At 60.6% G+C, this 16,330-nt stretch carries 12 protein-coding genes; 4 read left to right on the top strand and 8 right to left on the bottom strand.

Features of this window, described 5'->3' with window-relative positions:
- Nucleotides 1–158: 158 nt before the first annotated feature.
- Nucleotides 159–2,150, bottom strand: coding sequence for a methyl-accepting chemotaxis protein (locus tag HU765_RS19370; RefSeq protein WP_186622375.1), 1,992 nt, complete (start codon nt 2,148–2,150; stop codon nt 159–161).
- Between the two features lie 381 nt (nt 2,151–2,531).
- On the opposite strand from HU765_RS19370, the gene HU765_RS19365 reads away from it, so the two are divergent.
- Nucleotides 2,532–3,059 carry a hypothetical protein gene (locus HU765_RS19365; protein WP_186552543.1) on the top strand — a complete coding sequence of 176 codons (528 nt, stop codon included), beginning with the start codon at nt 2,532–2,534 and terminating at the stop codon, nt 3,057–3,059.
- A gap of 43 nt (nt 3,060–3,102) precedes the next feature.
- On the opposite strand, the gene HU765_RS19360 is transcribed toward HU765_RS19365, so the two are convergent.
- The 5 genes from HU765_RS19360 to HU765_RS19340 are packed head-to-tail and all read right to left on the bottom strand — an operon-like array spanning nt 3,103 to nt 10,150.
- A complete protein-coding gene (locus tag HU765_RS19360; RefSeq protein ID WP_186622373.1) occupies nt 3,103–4,029 on the bottom strand; it encodes a GNAT family N-acetyltransferase in 927 nt (308 codons plus the stop codon).
- Complete coding sequence (locus tag HU765_RS19355) at nt 4,017–5,318, bottom strand: phenylacetate--CoA ligase family protein (RefSeq protein WP_186622371.1); 1,302 nt, start codon at nt 5,316–5,318, stop codon at nt 4,017–4,019. The genes HU765_RS19360 and HU765_RS19355 overlap by 13 nt, the downstream gene beginning before the upstream one ends.
- A gap of 43 nt (nt 5,319–5,361) precedes the next feature.
- The gene (locus HU765_RS19350; RefSeq protein WP_186622370.1) at nt 5,362–7,758 is read right to left on the bottom strand and encodes an acyl-CoA reductase; all 2,397 of its coding nucleotides are present in this window, start codon (nt 7,756–7,758) and stop codon (nt 5,362–5,364) included.
- A 1-nt stretch (nt 7,759) separates the two neighbouring features.
- Nucleotides 7,760–8,890 carry an acyl-protein synthase gene (locus HU765_RS19345; RefSeq protein WP_186622368.1) on the bottom strand — a complete coding sequence of 377 codons (1,131 nt, stop codon included), beginning with the start codon at nt 8,888–8,890 and terminating at the stop codon, nt 7,760–7,762.
- A 12-nt stretch (nt 8,891–8,902) separates the two neighbouring features.
- Entirely contained in the window at nt 8,903–10,150 is a 1,248-nt protein-coding gene (locus HU765_RS19340) for an MFS transporter (RefSeq protein ID WP_186622367.1), read from the bottom strand.
- A 361-nt stretch (nt 10,151–10,511) separates the two neighbouring features.
- Here HU765_RS19340 and HU765_RS19335 point away from each other — a divergent pair, with 361 nt between their 5' ends.
- A complete protein-coding gene (locus HU765_RS19335; RefSeq protein ID WP_186552537.1) occupies nt 10,512–10,700 on the top strand; it encodes a hypothetical protein in 189 nt (62 codons plus the stop codon).
- A gap of 18 nt (nt 10,701–10,718) precedes the next feature.
- On the opposite strand, the gene HU765_RS19330 is transcribed toward HU765_RS19335, so the two are convergent.
- Nucleotides 10,719–11,096: a fe2+ zn2+ uptake regulation protein gene (locus HU765_RS19330; protein WP_186552536.1), complete on the bottom strand. Its 378-nt coding sequence runs from the start codon at nt 11,094–11,096 to the stop codon at nt 10,719–10,721.
- 1,361 nt (nt 11,097–12,457) lie between these two features.
- Here HU765_RS19330 and HU765_RS19325 point away from each other — a divergent pair.
- Nucleotides 12,458–14,803 carry a penicillin acylase family protein gene (locus HU765_RS19325; protein ID WP_186622366.1) on the top strand — a complete coding sequence of 782 codons (2,346 nt, stop codon included), beginning with the start codon at nt 12,458–12,460 and terminating at the stop codon, nt 14,801–14,803.
- Nucleotides 14,804–14,860: 57 nt separating this feature from the next.
- On the opposite strand, the gene HU765_RS19320 is transcribed toward HU765_RS19325, so the two are convergent.
- Nucleotides 14,861–15,862: a FecR family protein gene (locus tag HU765_RS19320; protein WP_186622365.1), complete on the bottom strand. Its 1,002-nt coding sequence runs from the start codon at nt 15,860–15,862 to the stop codon at nt 14,861–14,863.
- A 153-nt stretch (nt 15,863–16,015) separates the two neighbouring features.
- Here HU765_RS19320 and HU765_RS19315 point away from each other — a divergent pair, with 153 nt between their 5' ends.
- Nucleotides 16,016–16,285, top strand: coding sequence for a PepSY domain-containing protein (locus HU765_RS19315; protein ID WP_186552429.1), 270 nt, complete (start codon nt 16,016–16,018; stop codon nt 16,283–16,285).
- The last annotated feature ends 45 nt before the right edge of the window (nt 16,286–16,330 follow it).

The following is a 16,330-nucleotide window of genomic DNA, read 5'->3' as shown; positions in this document are numbered from 1 at the left end:
ATCTATCGTCACTGTGACTGACCGCCGTAGGAAATGTGGTTTGCACAGTGCATTGTAGGAGTGAGCCTGCTCGCGATTGCGGTATTCCAGTCGCCGACTGTCGTGACTGACACATCGCAATCGCGAGCAGGCTCACTCCTACATTATTTGCAGTTGGCTCAATTAACCTTGAAGCGCCCCATGATTGCGCTCACCCGGCTGTTTGCCTCGAGCAATTGCCGGGTATTGAGTTCGCTGGCCTGGCCGCTTTGCACCAGTTCATCGACCATGTGGCGGATCTGCACCATGCTGCGGTTGATTTCTTCGGTGACGGCGCTCTGCTGTTCGGCCGCGGTGGCGATCTGCGTGCTGAGGCTGTTGATGTGACTGACCGAACCGGCCATTTCGTCCAGCCCCGAGTTGACCCGTGCCGTGGCGTCGGCGGCGGACTGACAACTGGCCTGGGTGTTCTCCATGGCGCTGACCGAGGAACTCACGCCTTGGGTCAGGCGCGTCAACATTTCATTGATCTCCGAGGTGCTGGCCTGAGTGCGGGCGGCGAGGGCGCGTACTTCATCAGCGACCACCGCAAAGCCACGACCTTGCTCTCCGGCGCGGGCGGCTTCGATGGCAGCGTTGAGCGCCAACAGGTTGGTTTGCCCGGCAATCGCGCCGATCACCCCGAGAATCTCGGTGATGCGCTGGGCGTCCTGCTGCATGTTTTCGACTTTGTGCGTGGCGCTGGCCACTTCGTCGATCAGCGCAACCACACTGCTGGTCGCTTGCCCTACGACCACTCTGGAGCGATCGGCGTTCTCGTTGGCGCGCTGAGTGAACGCGGCGGTTTCGGCGGCGTTCTGCGCGACGCTTTCGGCGGTCGAACTCATTTCGGTAATCGCGGTGACGGTCTGGTCGGTTTCCTCGGCGTGGCGCAGCAGGATCTGGCTGGTGTGCGCCGAAGTGCGTTGCAGATTGTCCAGACTCGACGCCATGGCGCCGGTGGCCTGAGTCACTTCTCCGATCATGTTTTGCAGGTAGGCAATGAACGTGTTCACCGAATGGCCGATGGCCCCGAGTTCGTCTTCGGCGCGAATGGTGATGCGTCGGGTCAGATCGGCATCGCCACTGGACAGCAAATCGATGTTGGCTTTCAGGGCTTTCATGCGTTGCACCAACTGGCGGATCGCGTAGACCTGCAACAGCACCAGCAGGATCACCAGCGGAATCTGGATCAGGCTCAGGCTGCTGAGTACGTCATCGCGCTGGGCCGTGAGCATTTTTGTCGGCAGGGCAGTGGCGAGGAACCATGGCGTGCCCTCGATCGGGCGCATGAAGAAGGTGCTGGCTTCACCGTTGTTGTCGAACTCGATGCGTTGCGCCTGATCGCGGTTCAACAGCCCGGCTTTGACCTGGCTGGCGAAGGTCGAAGACGCGGCCAGTTCGCTGATGTTCTTCAGCACGATCGGGCCGCTGATGCGCGAGCTGTTGCTGATGATCTTGCCGTCCGCTTCGACAATCAGCATCTGGGCGTTGAGGTCTTTTTCCTTGCGCGCCACCAGATCGTTGAAAAAACCAAGGGTGACGTCGATGGTCGACACGCCCCAGGCATTGCCGTTCTTGTAAATCGCCATGGCGCAATTGGTGCGCGGCTCGGCACTGGCGTCGTCCTTATAGGCCGCCGCCCAGGCGCATTGGCCGCGCGGCGTGGCCATGCCGCCCTTGTGCCAGGTCTGGTCGTAGTAGTTCGGCGCGGCGTCGCTGTTCCAGAAGGTATTGACCTTGAGGTTGCCGGACGCGTCACGGTGCCAGAACGTGCTGAATTTGTTGCGCCCGGCCTCACGCTGCCCCGGCAGAGGCCAGATCCCGCCGCCGAATACCTTCAGCTCGCCGTATTGATCGACCAGCCCCGGAAGCACCGTGTCGATCGCCGCGCTGTCGAGCAGCGGGATGGTCTGGGTGATGCTGCGCTGCTGCGCCTGCACTTTGTTCAGTTCGCCCTGAATCTGCTCGGCGACCTCGGCAATCCGGTTGAGTACCACTTGCTCTTCGGTTTCGCGCAGCTTGGGCGCGACCAGGTGGCTGATGCCGACCACCGTCAGCACCGACAACAAAAGGATGAACAGAACCAGAAACAGCGTGTAGCGGGCCTGAATGGTGCGGAATACGGGCATGGAAACCGGTCCTTGAGCAGCGCTTCTAGTGAGGTGGCGAGGGGCGAACAGTGCGGGTATCACCAGCGTATCGTCGTTGTTGCGCGAACCTTGAGGTACGCACGTGCTGAAAAAATCCCGGCACCGATGAGGAAGCCGTATCAAAACCGATACACCCAAGCGGATCAGTCCATCTGCCAGCCGGTAAAAGTCAGTTGTGTTGCGGGGTGATGACAGCTCTGCTACAGGGTTTGCGGGGCGTTGCGTGTTTGTATCGGGAATGTACGAGAATTGTAAAAAAGTGCAAAAACAGGTTGGTGCCATCAGTCTGCCGACCGATACTCGCGCCCATTCATCCGCTTCGACGCGGATATTTTTACGTCATTCACAGGGAGTCTTCTCATGACGATCGGTATTGTCGGCGGCTGGGAAAGCAAAGCAGGGGTTATGGTGCGCAACACCGGCGCCAAGAAAGAAGTGGCCCAGAGCGTCAAGGTGCAGCAGATGCTGACCATGGTCGGCAACGACCCCAACGCATTGAACACCGCCGAAATGGACAAGCAGGGTTTGCGCAAGCAGATCAAGGGCTTCGATCCTGCCAATGTGTCGGTCAAGCAACTGGGCAATTTGAGTGCGTTCCTGCGTGGGCGTGGACTGATCTCGGAAATCACCTCCTTCACCCTGATGAATGCCGGCGACAAGTTCGACCGTTTCGGCGTGACCAAGGATGTCGATGCGAAATTCAACGCACTGGAATATTTCGCGACCCAACTCGATGCCATCCAGACCAATGGCCTCAATGGCAACGCCTACGGCAAGAATCTGATTCCCGAGTTCAAGAAAGCCATTTATGTGCTGCAGAACCTGAAAACCTATGGGGAAGGCAACGCCGCGAAGCCGGCCGACGAAGGTGTCAGAGCCAAGGCCTGAACCGCACCGTCGCCCGTTCAGCGCGTGAACGGGCGATGGTGACTCACGAATGCGCAGCCGCCTCGTCGGCGGGCTGTTGGGCCTGATCATGCAAACGCTGGATATGCGGGCAATGCAACTGCAACGTGCGCGCGCAATAGCCCCGGTGAAACAGCGCCAGCCAGCCATCACAGCGATCGTTCGGGGCAATCCCGGTGAAGCTGAAGCCTATTTTCGACAGATTTTCCACGGCACTGGCAAACCCCGTCGCCAGCCTGAGCCTGATGGAAATCATCCAGTGCCGCGGCAGCCTTCGCAGTTGCTTGAGTAACCTGCTGTCGAGCTTTTCCAGGGTCACGTCATAGCGCATGAAACGTTGCTCGACATGAATCGGCGCACCCACCCAGGGGACTTCTTTCTCCTGCGTTCCGTATACCTCACTCAAGTGTTCCATGAACTCGCGACAGCGTTCCGGCCACAGCAGTGCCGGAAGTGGCCTGCGGTAACCGTCGATAGGCATGAAACCGATAACGATGGACTCAGCCAAAGGCTCGCCAAACGGCGAGGGCACATAGTCGAGCAGCAACCCGGTGCTGCAAAAACCCAGCCGCTCAGCCATGCGTTGCGTGTAGTCATGCTGCGTCACTTGCTTGATGGTCACGCCCCGGCAGCGCAACGCTTGCGCATGTATCAACAGTCGTGTGCCCAACTGGGTGGCAATGTTCTGCCCGCGTGTCGAAGGATGGACCACGCTCAAGGCCAGTTCCGCCGTTTGCGATTCGACACTCCGGCAGAGCGTGGCGTGACCGAGAATCTTTTTACCGATTTGCGCCACCAGCGAATGCCAGGTCCCGTCACCATGGTTCTGGTTGATCATCAACGGCAAGTACACGTGGGGCTGTACGTAGTGTTCGCCATAAATTTCCCGGAACAGGCGGCTGACGGCTCCCGCGTCGGCACTGCGATAGCTGCGTAGCGTCAGGTTGTCCATGGACGTTGCTCCTGACCAGAGGCTGGGTATACGCGCAGGTCGACGACGCGCTGGCGCTTGCCGGAGCGTGGATGACGCGCGAGTTCTGCGCTTGGGCAAGCGATGACCTGCAATTGCAGCAGCCGCTCGGCACACAGTTGTGCCGCCTGCGGGTTCTGCGCGTGCCAGGCTTCCAGCAAGGCTGCATTGGCTTGCACGGTCGTTGGTGCCTGGGGGTCGGACGCCCACTTCAGGCTGACGACATCGACATTCGCCGATTGGCTGATGACCAGTTGCCAGTCGTCACTGCCGGTGTGGCGCTGCACAATCCTGGCGATGTCCTCGATCACCAGGGTCAGGCTGCTGACCCGTACGCGCTGACTGCTCGCGCTGCGACCCATCAAGGCAAACTTGCGCATCGGCGCGGTGGCCGGTTCTCGCCAGCAAGCCAGGTCGCCGACCGGGTAGCGGATCAACGGCATCAAGCGACGGGTGAGGTTGGTCAGCACCAGCCGCCCGCTGCGGTCGCAGGCTTCGATGACTTCGCCGGTGTGCTCATCGATGATTTCCAGCACGCTGTGGCCGGGTAGCATGCGGTGTTCGCCCAAGGCGCAATCCGCGGACGAGGCGCCGATGAAGCCGGCGTCGACACTGGCGTAGCCGATGGAGGCGATTCGTGCATTGGGAAACACACTGCGCAGCACCTGCAGTTGCCCGGCGAACAGGCTTTCCCCGCCGTAGAGCAGGGCGTCAACCTCTGGCAGGGTCAGGCCTTGACGCTGCAACACGTCGGCGAACGCGAGCAACTGCGCGGGCACGCCGGCCAGCACATTGATAGCGTGTTGCCGGATGGCTTCAACCAGCACCGCAGGCTCGACCGCGCCGGTAAAAGGATATTCAGTGACACCTGCGGTTTCGTATGCCAGTGCATCGTGGATAAAGATGAAACTGGCATAGAGATCGCCGACAAAAAACAGGTTGGCGACCCGATCGCCTGGCTTGAGTTGGCTGGCAAGCTGGCCGCCGAAGTCGCGCACCAGTGTCTGCCACTCATCGCGGGTAAATACCGAAAGCTTACCGGCGCTGGCGGTTCCACCGGTCTTGAACACCAGTGCGCGTTCTACGGTTGATGTCAGTACCGGCCAATCGGCGAAGTTCTCGCTATGTGCCCAATATTGTTCCGGGTCAACCAAAGGAAGTTCGTCGAGCGTGGCGACTGGCGGTGCAACAGGTTGCCAATGGCGGGCGTAATACGGTGAATGTTCGCGAGCAAAGGCGAGCAACTTATTAAGTTCAAGTGAAGTATCCATAAGATCTTTCTCACATTATTCAGGCTGTGTGCGGTGGAGGCGTTTAACGGCGCGCGTCAATCACTGGCGGTACCTTTCCACTGTGTCTGTTCTTGCAGAATTGCTGCGGTGCGCAGACCTCGATTTGCACCGTAAGCAGCCCGGTGCGAATCAGGTTGCTCAGCGTGGTGTAGTGCTCCAGGCGGCCCTGAAGGTCTGCCGGATCGTCGGGACTGCGTATCAACAAGCGCTCCAGGCCCTCGGGCGCATGGTCGAGGTACAGCTGGAACGGCGCCTGCAGGTGCCGCGCGAGTGCGTCCACACAAATGAAATCGCTGCCGATGCGCAGTAGCCGGCCGTGGCGCTGCAGCAGTTCAAAGCGTGGCGAGCTCAGCCCGCAGGCGCATTCGCCGGGGAGCCAGCGCCCCGTGTCGCCGACTTCATAACGCTGCACCTGCTGGGCCTCACGTGCTTTGGAGGTGAACAGTAAACGGCCGATTTCCTCGCCAACCACGGGCCGGTCAGCGTCCATCGCAACGATTTCCAAATGTTGAATCGCCTCCATCAGATGAAACACGCCGTCGCCGGTCGCGGCGCAGGCATGCCCGAAAGGCCCGGCATCGACACTGCCGTAAAGCGCCGAACGGATGCTGGCGACGCCGCAGTCCTGCAAGAGCGCGCGGCACTGATCGCTGAGGTGCTCGCCGCCGAGAAAGACCTTTTCAATGGCACCGTATTCGCGCAGACGCTGCTGTTCGTTGAGGAACAAGCGATGCAGGGTGCTGGGCATGCCGATCAGCACCGTGACGCGCTGCTCGATGATCAGTTGCGCAATGTCGCTGTAGTCATCGTCGCCGGGCGCGCCCATTGGCAGGTGAGTGGCACCCAGCAGTTCCAGCACTTTGGCGAAACTGAAGAAGCCGCCGTACAGGTTGCCGCCGAAGAACAGATTCATCACTTTGTCGCGTTGTGGGTCGAGGCCTGCCGCGAACAAGCCGTCGGCCGCCGCGCGCATCTGCCGCTGAAAATCACGGTAGCTGAAGCCCGCCAGTGCCGGCGTGCCGCTGCTACCGCCCGAGCGGAAAAACAGCTGCGCCGCCGCTTCCGTCGGCCGCGCGATAAACGCGGCTTTGTCGGTGATGGGCAGGCCAGCCAACCTCGGCGCGTCGGGCCGCGGATCGAGGCTCGTGTGCGTGGGCAACTGCGTCGGCGAGACACTGACCGACACCCGCCGGCTCAAGCGCTGCAAGGCGTAGACGCCGTCGTGGGGTTCGCCATCGTAGCCATCGTGGATCGTGCCGGTCGGCGTGATTCGGCTGACGCCCGCCGCAATCAGCCTGCGCGACAGTTCGGCGATCTGCGTTTCGGCGCACACCAGCGCGCAGCTCTGCAAAACGTTGCGCCACGGCAACAGGTTTTCGCTCAGTTGCGCACGTGGCAACGGTTTGAGCAGCAGCGTACGAAACAGCGGTGACGGTGCGAGCGGCGCTTCATGGCTCCAGATCACCCGCCAGCCCGGCGCGCTCCAGACCTGCGTGGTCACCCCGGTAAAGCTCTGGCGCAAGCCGGCCATCAGGGTCTGCGTGGTGATCTCGCAGGCTTCCTGAACCGTCGGCACCAGCGCCGGCCATTGTCCGGCGCGGCGCTCGAATGCCTGCGCCAGCGCCGCACCGATGGCTTGCAGCACCGCCGGTTCTGCGCTGTCGACCAACAGCCATTGCGGGCTGGAACAGGCCTGCTGATCCAGGCGACACACCTCATCGACCAGCGCATCCAGCGCTTGTGGCGAGGCTGCGTCCGGGGTCAGGTAGGCAAAACTGATGCGGTGTCCCCAGTCGATCCAGCGGCAACCGGGCGGCAATTGCTGGCGGATGGCTTGCAACGCTGCTTCGCCGCCCCACGCCGACACACCGTTGGCGATTTTGCATACTTGGCCGATCTGCGCGGTGGCCACCGGTAGCACGGCAATGTAATGACGCAACTGGCCGCTGGCATCGCACTGCACCAGCGCGTGCAGCAGGCGCGCGGTCAGACCCTGGTCGCTGCGGCTGGGTCGTAGCCAATTGACGTTGCCGGCCAGCAGGCTCTCGATGATCGCGCAGCACGCCAGTAACGGCGCGTTCGCCGGTGTCACGTGAACCACCAGGCCCAAAGGGCTCCAGCGTTCGAACCGCGCTTGCCGATAATCGATGCGGCGCAGGCAAGCCGGCTGTTCGCCCAGCTCGCGTTCAAGCTTGGTTTGCAAGGTGTGAGGCTGGCAGAAGGCAGTCAGTGCCTCACGCTGGTCGTCATCCAGTGGCAAGCCCAGCGTGTGCAGTCGCTCGGCAAAGATTGCCGCGGCGGTCAGCACGGTGGCGCTGTCCAGCGCTGTGCTCAGGTGCTGCGGCAGTGCTTGTTGCAGCGTCTGGAGTGTGGCGTGCAGGTCCAGATCCGCGTGCAATTGTCCATTGATCAAATACATGTCACTGCCTCCCCAGAAAGTCGGCCGCCGCCATGGCGCAGCTTCTGCCCGCCGAGGTGCCGGCGCGGCCGTGCAACTCGAACCAGTCAGTCGTCAGGCCGCAAGCGCAGTCTTTGCCGGCCTGCAGCGTTGCCAGATCGCTCATCACCACTGCGTGCGCGGGGCTTGAGGAAATGTAGGGCGAAACGAACCCGAGCAAACCCTGCTGGCCGTACGGCTGGACAGAAAAGTCATCGGGATTGCGCACGTAGGCCTTGGCGTAAACCGGCACATGGAAACGATGGTGGGCGCATTCGATATAGGGCACCGCGTGCTCGACCGCACCGTAACCGTCTCGGCAGCGCGCCGTTTCGATACCCAATTGTTCGGCGACGCGTGCGTACAGCTGTTGTCGGGGAATTTCTTCGCTGGCGCGGGTTTTCCAGCCGCCGCCGAAAAACACCAGTGACGCGGCCGGCAGTCTCAGATCAGGCACACCGGTGGCGCGCATGTGCTCCAGAGTCTGCCAAAGAAACGCCGGAAAGCCGAAGATCCTTACCGGCAAGCCTTCCTCGGCGAATGCTTGCAGGGCCGCGATGACCCCGTAGACATCGAACTGATGGCTGTCGCCGGTGCAACGCAGGGCGTAGACGACGCGGTTGGCCGGGGCAAAGCGGCAGAGAAATTGATCGGTGTAGGACGTGCCGAGAGTGATCGCGCCGCGCGGCTCGTAGCTCAGTAGCAGGTAGTTGCAAGGCGTGTCGGGCGTCAGCCAGCCATAGTGGTCAAAGATTCGCTCGACCATGAACTGCGCGCCCGCCAGGCTGCGCGGGTCATAGCGCATGCGGCTCTTCTGGCCGCTGGTGCCGGACGACGTCAGCTCCAGGGCGTCTTCCCCGGTCGGGCTGAGCAACAGCTGTTGTTTGAAAAAATTGGCCAGGATCGGAGGCAGGTGTGACCAGTCATCAACACGGTCCAGGTCCTGAACGTCAAAACCGTTAGCGTTCAGCCAATGTTCGTAGCCAGGGGTGTGCCGGCAATGAAACCGGCTGATCTCGGCCATGGCCTGGTCGAACAGGCCCGTCGGTACGGAATTCAGGCAATAGGGGTGTGGCAACGCGCAGAGCGCATCGCTGGCAGGGAAGGCGTGCATTTGAATATTCCTTTATTGGTCAGACGCGGAGTCAGCGGGTGTGCCTGGCAGTAATCCGTACAACAAAGGCAGGCACATCAGGCCGCTGGCCGCAGCGCAGAGGGCGAAAAGTCCGAGGTGTGCGCCACCCCCGATGACGGCGATCAGCGAGCCGCCAAGACCCATCACGGCAATCGAGATCATCCCGGTCAACGCCGAGACCAGGCCTTTGCTGTCATCGCTGGAAAACAGCGCCAGTCGATACACGGCGGCATTGCTCATGCCCAGACCGACCGCATACAGCGCCAGACTGGCAACCACCGACACCGTGCTGGCGCCGAGCAGCGTGCAGCCGGCCAGTGCCAGCAGTCCGAGGCAAAATGGCCAGAGCGCCAGTTGAATCAACTGTGGCAGGGAGTGGGTGGGCAGCAGTCGGTCGAGGATCAGATTGCCGACGATCACCGCAGAAAACACCGGCAATTGCCACAGCCCATATTCCACAGGCGAGAGGCCCTGCAATCGAATGAGCAACAGCGGCGCCAGGCCGATCCAGGCAATCAGCGGCAGGCTCATCAGCCCCAGAGAGAGACTGGCGCAAAGAAACCGGCGGTTGCCCAGCAGTGCACGATAGCGCCTTGCGGTGAGGCGCCAGGAGAGGGCAGTCGGCATAGACCGCTGCCCATCGCGGCGAATGACGCCGACAGTCTCGGGCATATACAGGTAAAGCCCCAGCCAGACGAGCGCCGTCATCAGGCCCAGCCCCAGAAACAGCTCGCGCCAGCTCAGCCATTGCAGCAGCACGACGCCGAGCAGTGGCCCGAGCAACGGCGACAGCAAGGCAACGTTGCCAAGCAGGGCCATCAGGCGAACCGCATCGGCTTCGCAGAACACCTCTTGCAGCGCCGGATAGCTGACCGTCACGACAAAGCCCAGGCCCATGCCTTGCAGCAGGCGCAGCAGGTTGAACAGTTCAATGCTGTTGACGAAAAATGCCGCCGCACAGGCTGCACCAAACAACGCGCACCCGACCAGCAGCAGCGGTCGTCGCCCCCAGCGATCCGACAATGGCCCCAACAACCATTGCAGGCAGACGCCCCCCAACAGGTAAAGATTGAATGCGTGGGGAACATGACGCGCATCGGCGTGCAGTTCGGCAGTGACACTAAGCATTGCCGGCATCAGCAAATCGCTGGCCATGTAAGTCAATAGTTCAAACGCAGTAAGGGCCAGACAAAAAACAGCTATTTGCCGGGGGCCGATGTTTATAAGAGTTCTGTGCATTACACGTCCTTGTCAGTTAACCGCAAGTGGCGAGAGCCTAGAGCCAGACGTGTGCGACACCTAGTTGTTTGCTGCGACATTAGATTTCAAATGCTTGCAGTTTGTTTAAGCGAAGGCCTGATTAAACAAACTTGGCGAGTGTATTCCGCAGGCAAAAAAATACCCGCGACAGCGCGGGCATTGGGTGGGTATATCGATTGGGGGTATTGCGCAAATCCGTATGTGAGTGCCGTCATGAAGCCAAAACGCCTCATCGGCTGTAACATGAGGTCCCGTTTGCAGCGCCGCACCCGCAGAGTGCTATGCGCCCGGCACGCAAGCGGATACGAACCGGATTCAGCCCATGTTCCAGGAAACCGCAATGACCCAGAAGCAACGCTTGATTTATTCGATTCTGATCGCCGTGTCCGTACTGGCGATCATGCTCGGCCTGTCCTGGCTGCAGAACGCCGGGATGATCAGTGAGAAGACCTTTCAGTACATCGCCATCGGCGTGGCGGTGGTCGTGGTGGTGATCAACGGGGTAATGCGCCGCAAGGTCAAGCCCTGACCGCGATTACCGCGCGTCTCACTCGTTATTGAGTACGGCCGCAGCCTGTGGATGCAGGCTGTAGCTTTTGTCGGCATTGAAGACGATGACGCCTTCGGCGCACAGGCGTTTGAGCACTTCGCGCACGCTGAGAAAGGACAGCGGAACGTCCAGATCGAGCAACTGGCTGTGCACGCCGCGTACGCCCAGGCGGCGGTTGCTGTGGGCGGCGACCAGCAGTGCGTCGATGACTTTCAGGCGGATCAGGCTGGTGCGCAGGCCGAAGCTCTTGAGCAACAGGCGGATGCGGTCGTTGGCGTGACGTTCGCCGCGCTGTCCGAAATCGCTCGCGTGTGGGCTCATGGAGACTCCTTGTGGCGCCTGGCTACCGTCCGTTGGTAGTTGCGAGTTGTACATGCGGTGACTCCTTTTCAGCGTCTGATCGGGAAGGGTTTTTTGCGCTCTGTAGAACTAGACGTATCAGCGGCACAAATCATGAAAGAAAAGATGTAGAAATTGTGTGTAAGGGGGGTGGTTTTTTTGTGGGGGACCTTGGCGGCCTTTGGGCCGGCCATGCTGTTGGGGGGTGGGGGGATATCCGGTTTTTTTGGGGCTGCGGCTGGCGGTTCCGCCCTTACGGCGGGTGACTTTGGGGGCCCAAAGTAACCAAAGGCCTTTTGCCCTGACGTGCGGCCCCTCGCCTAGGCTCGGGGTGCCTTCGCTGCGGGATCGATCCGGGCGCAGCGTTTCCGGTTTGCTTCGCTGCACCTCCTTCCGCTGTGTACGACTTCGTCGTACGGTCGCTGCGCTCCCACGCCCGGATCAATCCCTCCGCTCAGCCTTCCGACGGGCGCCGTGCATCAAGATCAAGAGCGTTACTCGAGCTAACGCTCATTGTGTTGAGTGGTGAGAAGCAAAAGCGGTACTTGAGCTAACGCTCATCGTGTTGAGTGGTGAGAAGCAAAAGCTTTACTTGAGCTAACGCTCATCGTGATGAGTGGTTAGAAGCCAATGCGGTTTGCTTTGCTTTTGTTTTTGCTTTTCTGTGGGAGCTGGCTTGCCAGCGAAGGCGGCCTTCCAGCCGACCCATATCCATCAGACTCCACGCGATTCAATTGTAGGAGTGAGCCTGCTCGCGATGACGGCCAACCAGCCGCCTCATCTCCATCAGATTCACCCAATCCCAACTATGGGAGCTGGCTTGCCAGCGAAGGCGGCCTGCCAGCCGACCCATATCCTCCTGACCCACCACAATCCCACTGTAGGAATGAGCCTGCTCGCGATGACGGCCAACCAGCCGCCTCATCTCCATCAGATTCACCCAATCCCAACTGTGGGAGCTGGCCTGCCAGCCGACCCATATCCTCCTGACCCACCACAATCCCACTGTAGGAGTGAGCCTGCTCGCGATGACGGCCAACCAGCCACCTCATGTCCATCAGATTCACCCAATCCCAACTGTGGGAGCTGGCTCGCCAGCGAAGGCGGCCTGCCAGCCGACCCATATCCTCCTGACCCACCACAATCCCACTGTGGGAGCGAGCCTGCTCGCGAAGGCGTCCTGACAGCCACCTATGCTGCTACTGACTGAACTCGAACCCATTGACCGAACCTGCTCTGTTTCCCGAATGACAGGAATCCATTAAATTTTTCCTTCCAGCTTCGTTTCTTCGACAGGCTCATTGCGCGTGGACGCAGGGGTGTTTCCAGAGCGGATCCGCCGTACGCCTTGTTTGTGGCGTCTGGTTCGTTCGTTGGCATGTCGATCAGGAGCAAGCGTGACGATTTCCAGACAATTAACCGGGCTGACCTTTGCCGGCGTGTTTTTCGGCCTGAGTTGTTCAGCTCATGCATTGAGCCTGGCCAATGAGGTCAGTGCCGATATTCGCCGTACCGCTTTTGGTGTGCCGCATATTCGTGCCCATGATGAGCGCGGGCTTGGGTTCGGTATTGGCTATGCCTATGCGCAGGACAACCTGTGCCTGCTGGCGAACGAGATCGTGACGGTCAATGGCCAGCGTTCACGTTACTTCGGTCCGGATCAGTTCACCGTCGAAGAGCGTGAAAATCGAGTCAGCGATGTGTTCTTCAGCTGGCTCAATACCCCCGAGGCGGTCGACACCTTCTGGCAGGCACAACCGGCTCAGGTTCGGGATCTGGTCGAAGGCTACGCTGCCGGTTACAACCGTTATCTGGACGAGCGCCGTCAGCAGGGTTTGCCACAACAGTGTCAGGGCGAGTGGGTGCGCAAGATTGCACCGCAGGATCTGGTCAAGCTGACCCGTCGTTTGCTGGTCGAGGGCGGTGTCGGACAGTTTGCCGAAGCCTTGGTCGGCGCTACGCCGCCGCAAGCGACAGCGGTGGTCGAACACGATAGGCAGGCTTATCAATTGGCCGATGCGCGCCAGCAACGCTTTGCCCTGGATCGCGGCAGTAATGCGGTGGCTGTAGGCAGTGAGCGTTCGTTCAACGGGCGCGGGATGTTGTTGGCCAATCCGCATTTTCCGTGGGTCGGCGGGATGCGGTTTTATCAGATGCACCTGACCATCCCGGGCAAGCTCGACGTCATGGGCGCTGCCTTGCCCGGTCTGCCGGTGATCAATATTGGCTTTAACCAGCACCTGGCCTGGACGCACACGGTCGATTCATCGAAACACTTCACCTTGTATCGCTTGCAACTCGATCCGAAAGACCCGACGCGCTACCTGCTCGACGGCAAGTCGCTGCCGATGAACAAGCAGACCGTGACCGTGCAGGTCAAGCAGGCTGACGGGCAGGTGGCGGCGGTCTCGCGTGACGTCTTCAGCTCGCAGTTCGGGCCGATTGTGCAGTGGCCGGGCAAGCTCGATTGGGACAAGCAATACGCCTATAGCCTGCGCGATGCCAACCTGGAGAATGACCGGGTGTTGAATCAGTGGTACGCGATGAATCAGGCGTCAACGCTCCAGCAGTTGCAGGATTCGGTGCACAAGATCCAAGGCATACCGTGGGTCAATACGCTGGCCGTCGATGACCAGGGGCAGACGCTGTACATGAACCTGTCGGTGGTGCCCAACGTCAGTGCTGACAAACTCGCGCAGTGCAGCGATCCGCGGATTGGCACGCAACTGATTGTGCTCGATGGCTCCAACAGCGCCTGCGCCTGGGATGTCGACCCGCACGCCGCGCAGAAGGGCATTTATGCCGCCAGCCAGTTGCCGCAATTGCAGCGCAAAGACTTCGTCCAGCATTCCAATGACTCCGCATGGCTGGCCAACCCGGCGCAACCGCTGAGCGGTTTTTCACCGCTGATCAGTCAGGACGGTCAACCGCTGGGCTGGCGTTCGCGTTTTGCGCTGGATCGTCTAGCCACGTTGAGCAAGAAAGGTCCGCTGGCAGTGAAGGATTTGCAGCACATGGTGATGGATGATCAGGTGTATCTGGCCACCCAGGTGATGCCGGATCTGCTGAAGTTCTGTGCCGCGAGCTTCGGTGCCAATGCGCAGGCGCTGAAACCGCTTTGCGCCAGTCTCAAGGCCTGGGACGGTCGGGCCAATCTGGATTCGGGGGTGGGGCTGGTGCATTTCCACAACATCATGCAGGCGCTGCAGGATTTGCCGGATGTCTGGCGTGTCGCGTTCGATCCCAACGATGCCCGGCACACGCCGCGCGGTCTGGCGATCGAGCAGCCAGTGGTGGCCGAGGCGTTGCGTGAGGCGATGCTGGCGTCGGTCGAATCGACTGCGAAAATGGGCCTCAAGCCGCAGAGCCGTTGGGGCGACATCCAGGTCGCCAGCAGTGGCGGGCAACAGACGCCTATTCACGGCGGCCCGGGCACATTGGGGATTTACAACGCGATCCAGAGCGTGCCTCGTGAGGACGGCAAGCTCGAAGTGGTCAGCGGTACTAGTTATCTGCAAGTCGTGACGTTCGATGAAAACGGTCCGCACGCCCAGGGGTTGCTGGCGTTTTCGCTGTCGAGCGATCCGGCGTCGAAGTATTCGCGGGATCAGACCGAGGCGTTTTCGAAGAAGCAGTGGAGTGTGCTGCCGTTTACCGAGCAGCAGATTCAGGCTGATCCGCATTATCAGGTGCAGACTGTACGCGAGACGCCGGGCAACGCGGGGAAAGTCGCCGCTCAGTAATTCCCGGCGTGTCATGGTGTCGACGCTGAAGGCCGCATCCTGAAAGGGTTGCGGCCTTCAGCTTTTTGGCGGTTGTTGCGGCATCGAGTTGATCACCGGGTTGCCTTCCTTGTTGCGCGTCAGGTAGACCGGCAGCACTTTGGGCAGACTGTTGGCGAGGTTGTTCAGCTCTTTGATGTTGTAGATGCCGCCCACGCGAAGCGAACCGGTGCGGCTGTCGGCCAGCATCAAGGGGTGGGTCAGGTAGCGGTTGATCAGGGGCAGGGCGTCGTTCAGCGCCAGATTGTCCAGCACCAGTTTACCGCTGCGCCAGGCCAGCGCTGCATCGTCGGGGTAGGTCTGGCTGATCTGCGGAATGTAGTCGCCGTGTTTGTAGCGCGCCTGCATCATTGGCCCCAGACGCAGGCCGTCACCCGGCAGGGCGCGATCGCTGGACACCAGCACCGAGCCTTCGACCAGGTTGACCCGCACTTGATCCTCATACATCCACACATTGAAACGCGTGCCGGTCACCCGAACCTTGCCTTCCCCTGCGCGCACGACAAAGGGATGGGCGAGGTCATGACTGACAGTAAAGAATGCCTCGCCTTTTTTCAGCGTGACACGGCGCTCATCCTTGTAGTTGCTGAAGGTCAGGTCGGTGTTGAGGTTCAGTTCCAGCTCGCTGCCGTCACTGAGGGTGACTCGACGCACCTCGTCGGTGGCGGAGAAATGCTCATGGCTGTTGGGCAACCAGCCAAGATTCCAGCCGGCATAGGCCGCCAGGGGCAGTGCGAGTGCGCACGCTGCGGCGACCGCAACGTACTGGCGCCATGCGTGCGAAGACTGCTGCCGTGCTGTGGCAAGCGCGGGCGCCGGGCGAGGCAAGTGCTCGGCGACCTCCCAGACTTCGAGCATGGCTTCGTACTCGAACGCATGTAGCGGATGAGCCGCGTGCCACTGCTCGAATGCATCACGCTCCTCATCCGTGCAATCGGCGGCGTGCAGACGCATGCACCAGTGCGCGGCGGCATCGGTGATCGCATCGTATTCGGCTTCCGAGAGGGTGTCTTGGGTCATTGAGTCATCCTGATTTTGCTCATTCTACCCTTTGCGGGAAGTGGCCGAGAACAGCAGTCATGGCAATTGCCCATCAAAAGTGGAACTTATTTTCCGCAGCGCTACCCAAAAAAACAGGATGCACTGCCTACTATCCATAAATGGAGTGAAAAAATGATCAAAACGACTTTTGCTGCTCTGATCGCCACTGCCGGTCTGCTCGGCGCCGGCACCGCCCTGGCCGACAAGCCTGGTGCAGGCTGGATCACCATCGAAAAAGCCATCGAAGTTGCCAAGACCAAGGCCGGCTACGTCGAGGTCTATGAAATCGGCGCCGACAATGACGGTTACTGGGAAGGCGAGGGGCGCAAGGCCGACGGCACCGTCTACGAATTCCGCATTGACGGGGCGTCGGGCAACGTGTTGCGCGACCAAAAGGATTAACCAGGCGGTTTGTCCACGTGTGTTGCTTGTAGAAAATGCGCTGGC

Source organism: Pseudomonas sp. SWRI81 (assembly GCF_014268545.1).
GTDB lineage: Bacteria > Pseudomonadota > Gammaproteobacteria > Pseudomonadales > Pseudomonadaceae > Aquipseudomonas > Aquipseudomonas hamedanensis.
The sequence above is the reverse complement of the archived record's forward strand: the minus strand, read 5'-3'. Positions and strand labels throughout refer to the sequence as shown.

What these genes read in the sequence shown, in the direction of transcription:
- HU765_RS19370 (WP_186622375.1), bottom strand. Translation starts at nt 2,150, where the DNA reads ATGCCCGTATTCCGCACCATTCAGGCCCGCTACACGCTGTTTCTGGTT.
- HU765_RS19365 (WP_186552543.1), top strand. Translation starts at nt 2,532, where the DNA reads ATGACGATCGGTATTGTCGGCGGCTGGGAAAGCAAAGCAGGGGTTATG.
- HU765_RS19360 (WP_186622373.1), bottom strand. Translation starts at nt 4,029, where the DNA reads ATGGACAACCTGACGCTACGCAGCTATCGCAGTGCCGACGCGGGAGCC.
- HU765_RS19355 (WP_186622371.1), bottom strand. Translation starts at nt 5,318, where the DNA reads ATGGATACTTCACTTGAACTTAATAAGTTGCTCGCCTTTGCTCGCGAA.
- HU765_RS19350 (WP_186622370.1), bottom strand. Translation starts at nt 7,758, where the DNA reads ATGTATTTGATCAATGGACAATTGCACGCGGATCTGGACCTGCACGCC.
- HU765_RS19345 (WP_186622368.1), bottom strand. Translation starts at nt 8,890, where the DNA reads ATGCACGCCTTCCCTGCCAGCGATGCGCTCTGCGCGTTGCCACACCCC.
- HU765_RS19340 (WP_186622367.1), bottom strand. Translation starts at nt 10,150, where the DNA reads ATGCACAGAACTCTTATAAACATCGGCCCCCGGCAAATAGCTGTTTTT.
- HU765_RS19335 (WP_186552537.1), top strand. Translation starts at nt 10,512, where the DNA reads ATGACCCAGAAGCAACGCTTGATTTATTCGATTCTGATCGCCGTGTCC.
- HU765_RS19330 (WP_186552536.1), bottom strand. Translation starts at nt 11,096, where the DNA reads ATGTACAACTCGCAACTACCAACGGACGGTAGCCAGGCGCCACAAGGA.
- HU765_RS19320 (WP_186622365.1), bottom strand. Translation starts at nt 15,862, where the DNA reads ATGACCCAAGACACCCTCTCGGAAGCCGAATACGATGCGATCACCGAT.
- HU765_RS19315 (WP_186552429.1), top strand. Translation starts at nt 16,016, where the DNA reads ATGATCAAAACGACTTTTGCTGCTCTGATCGCCACTGCCGGTCTGCTC.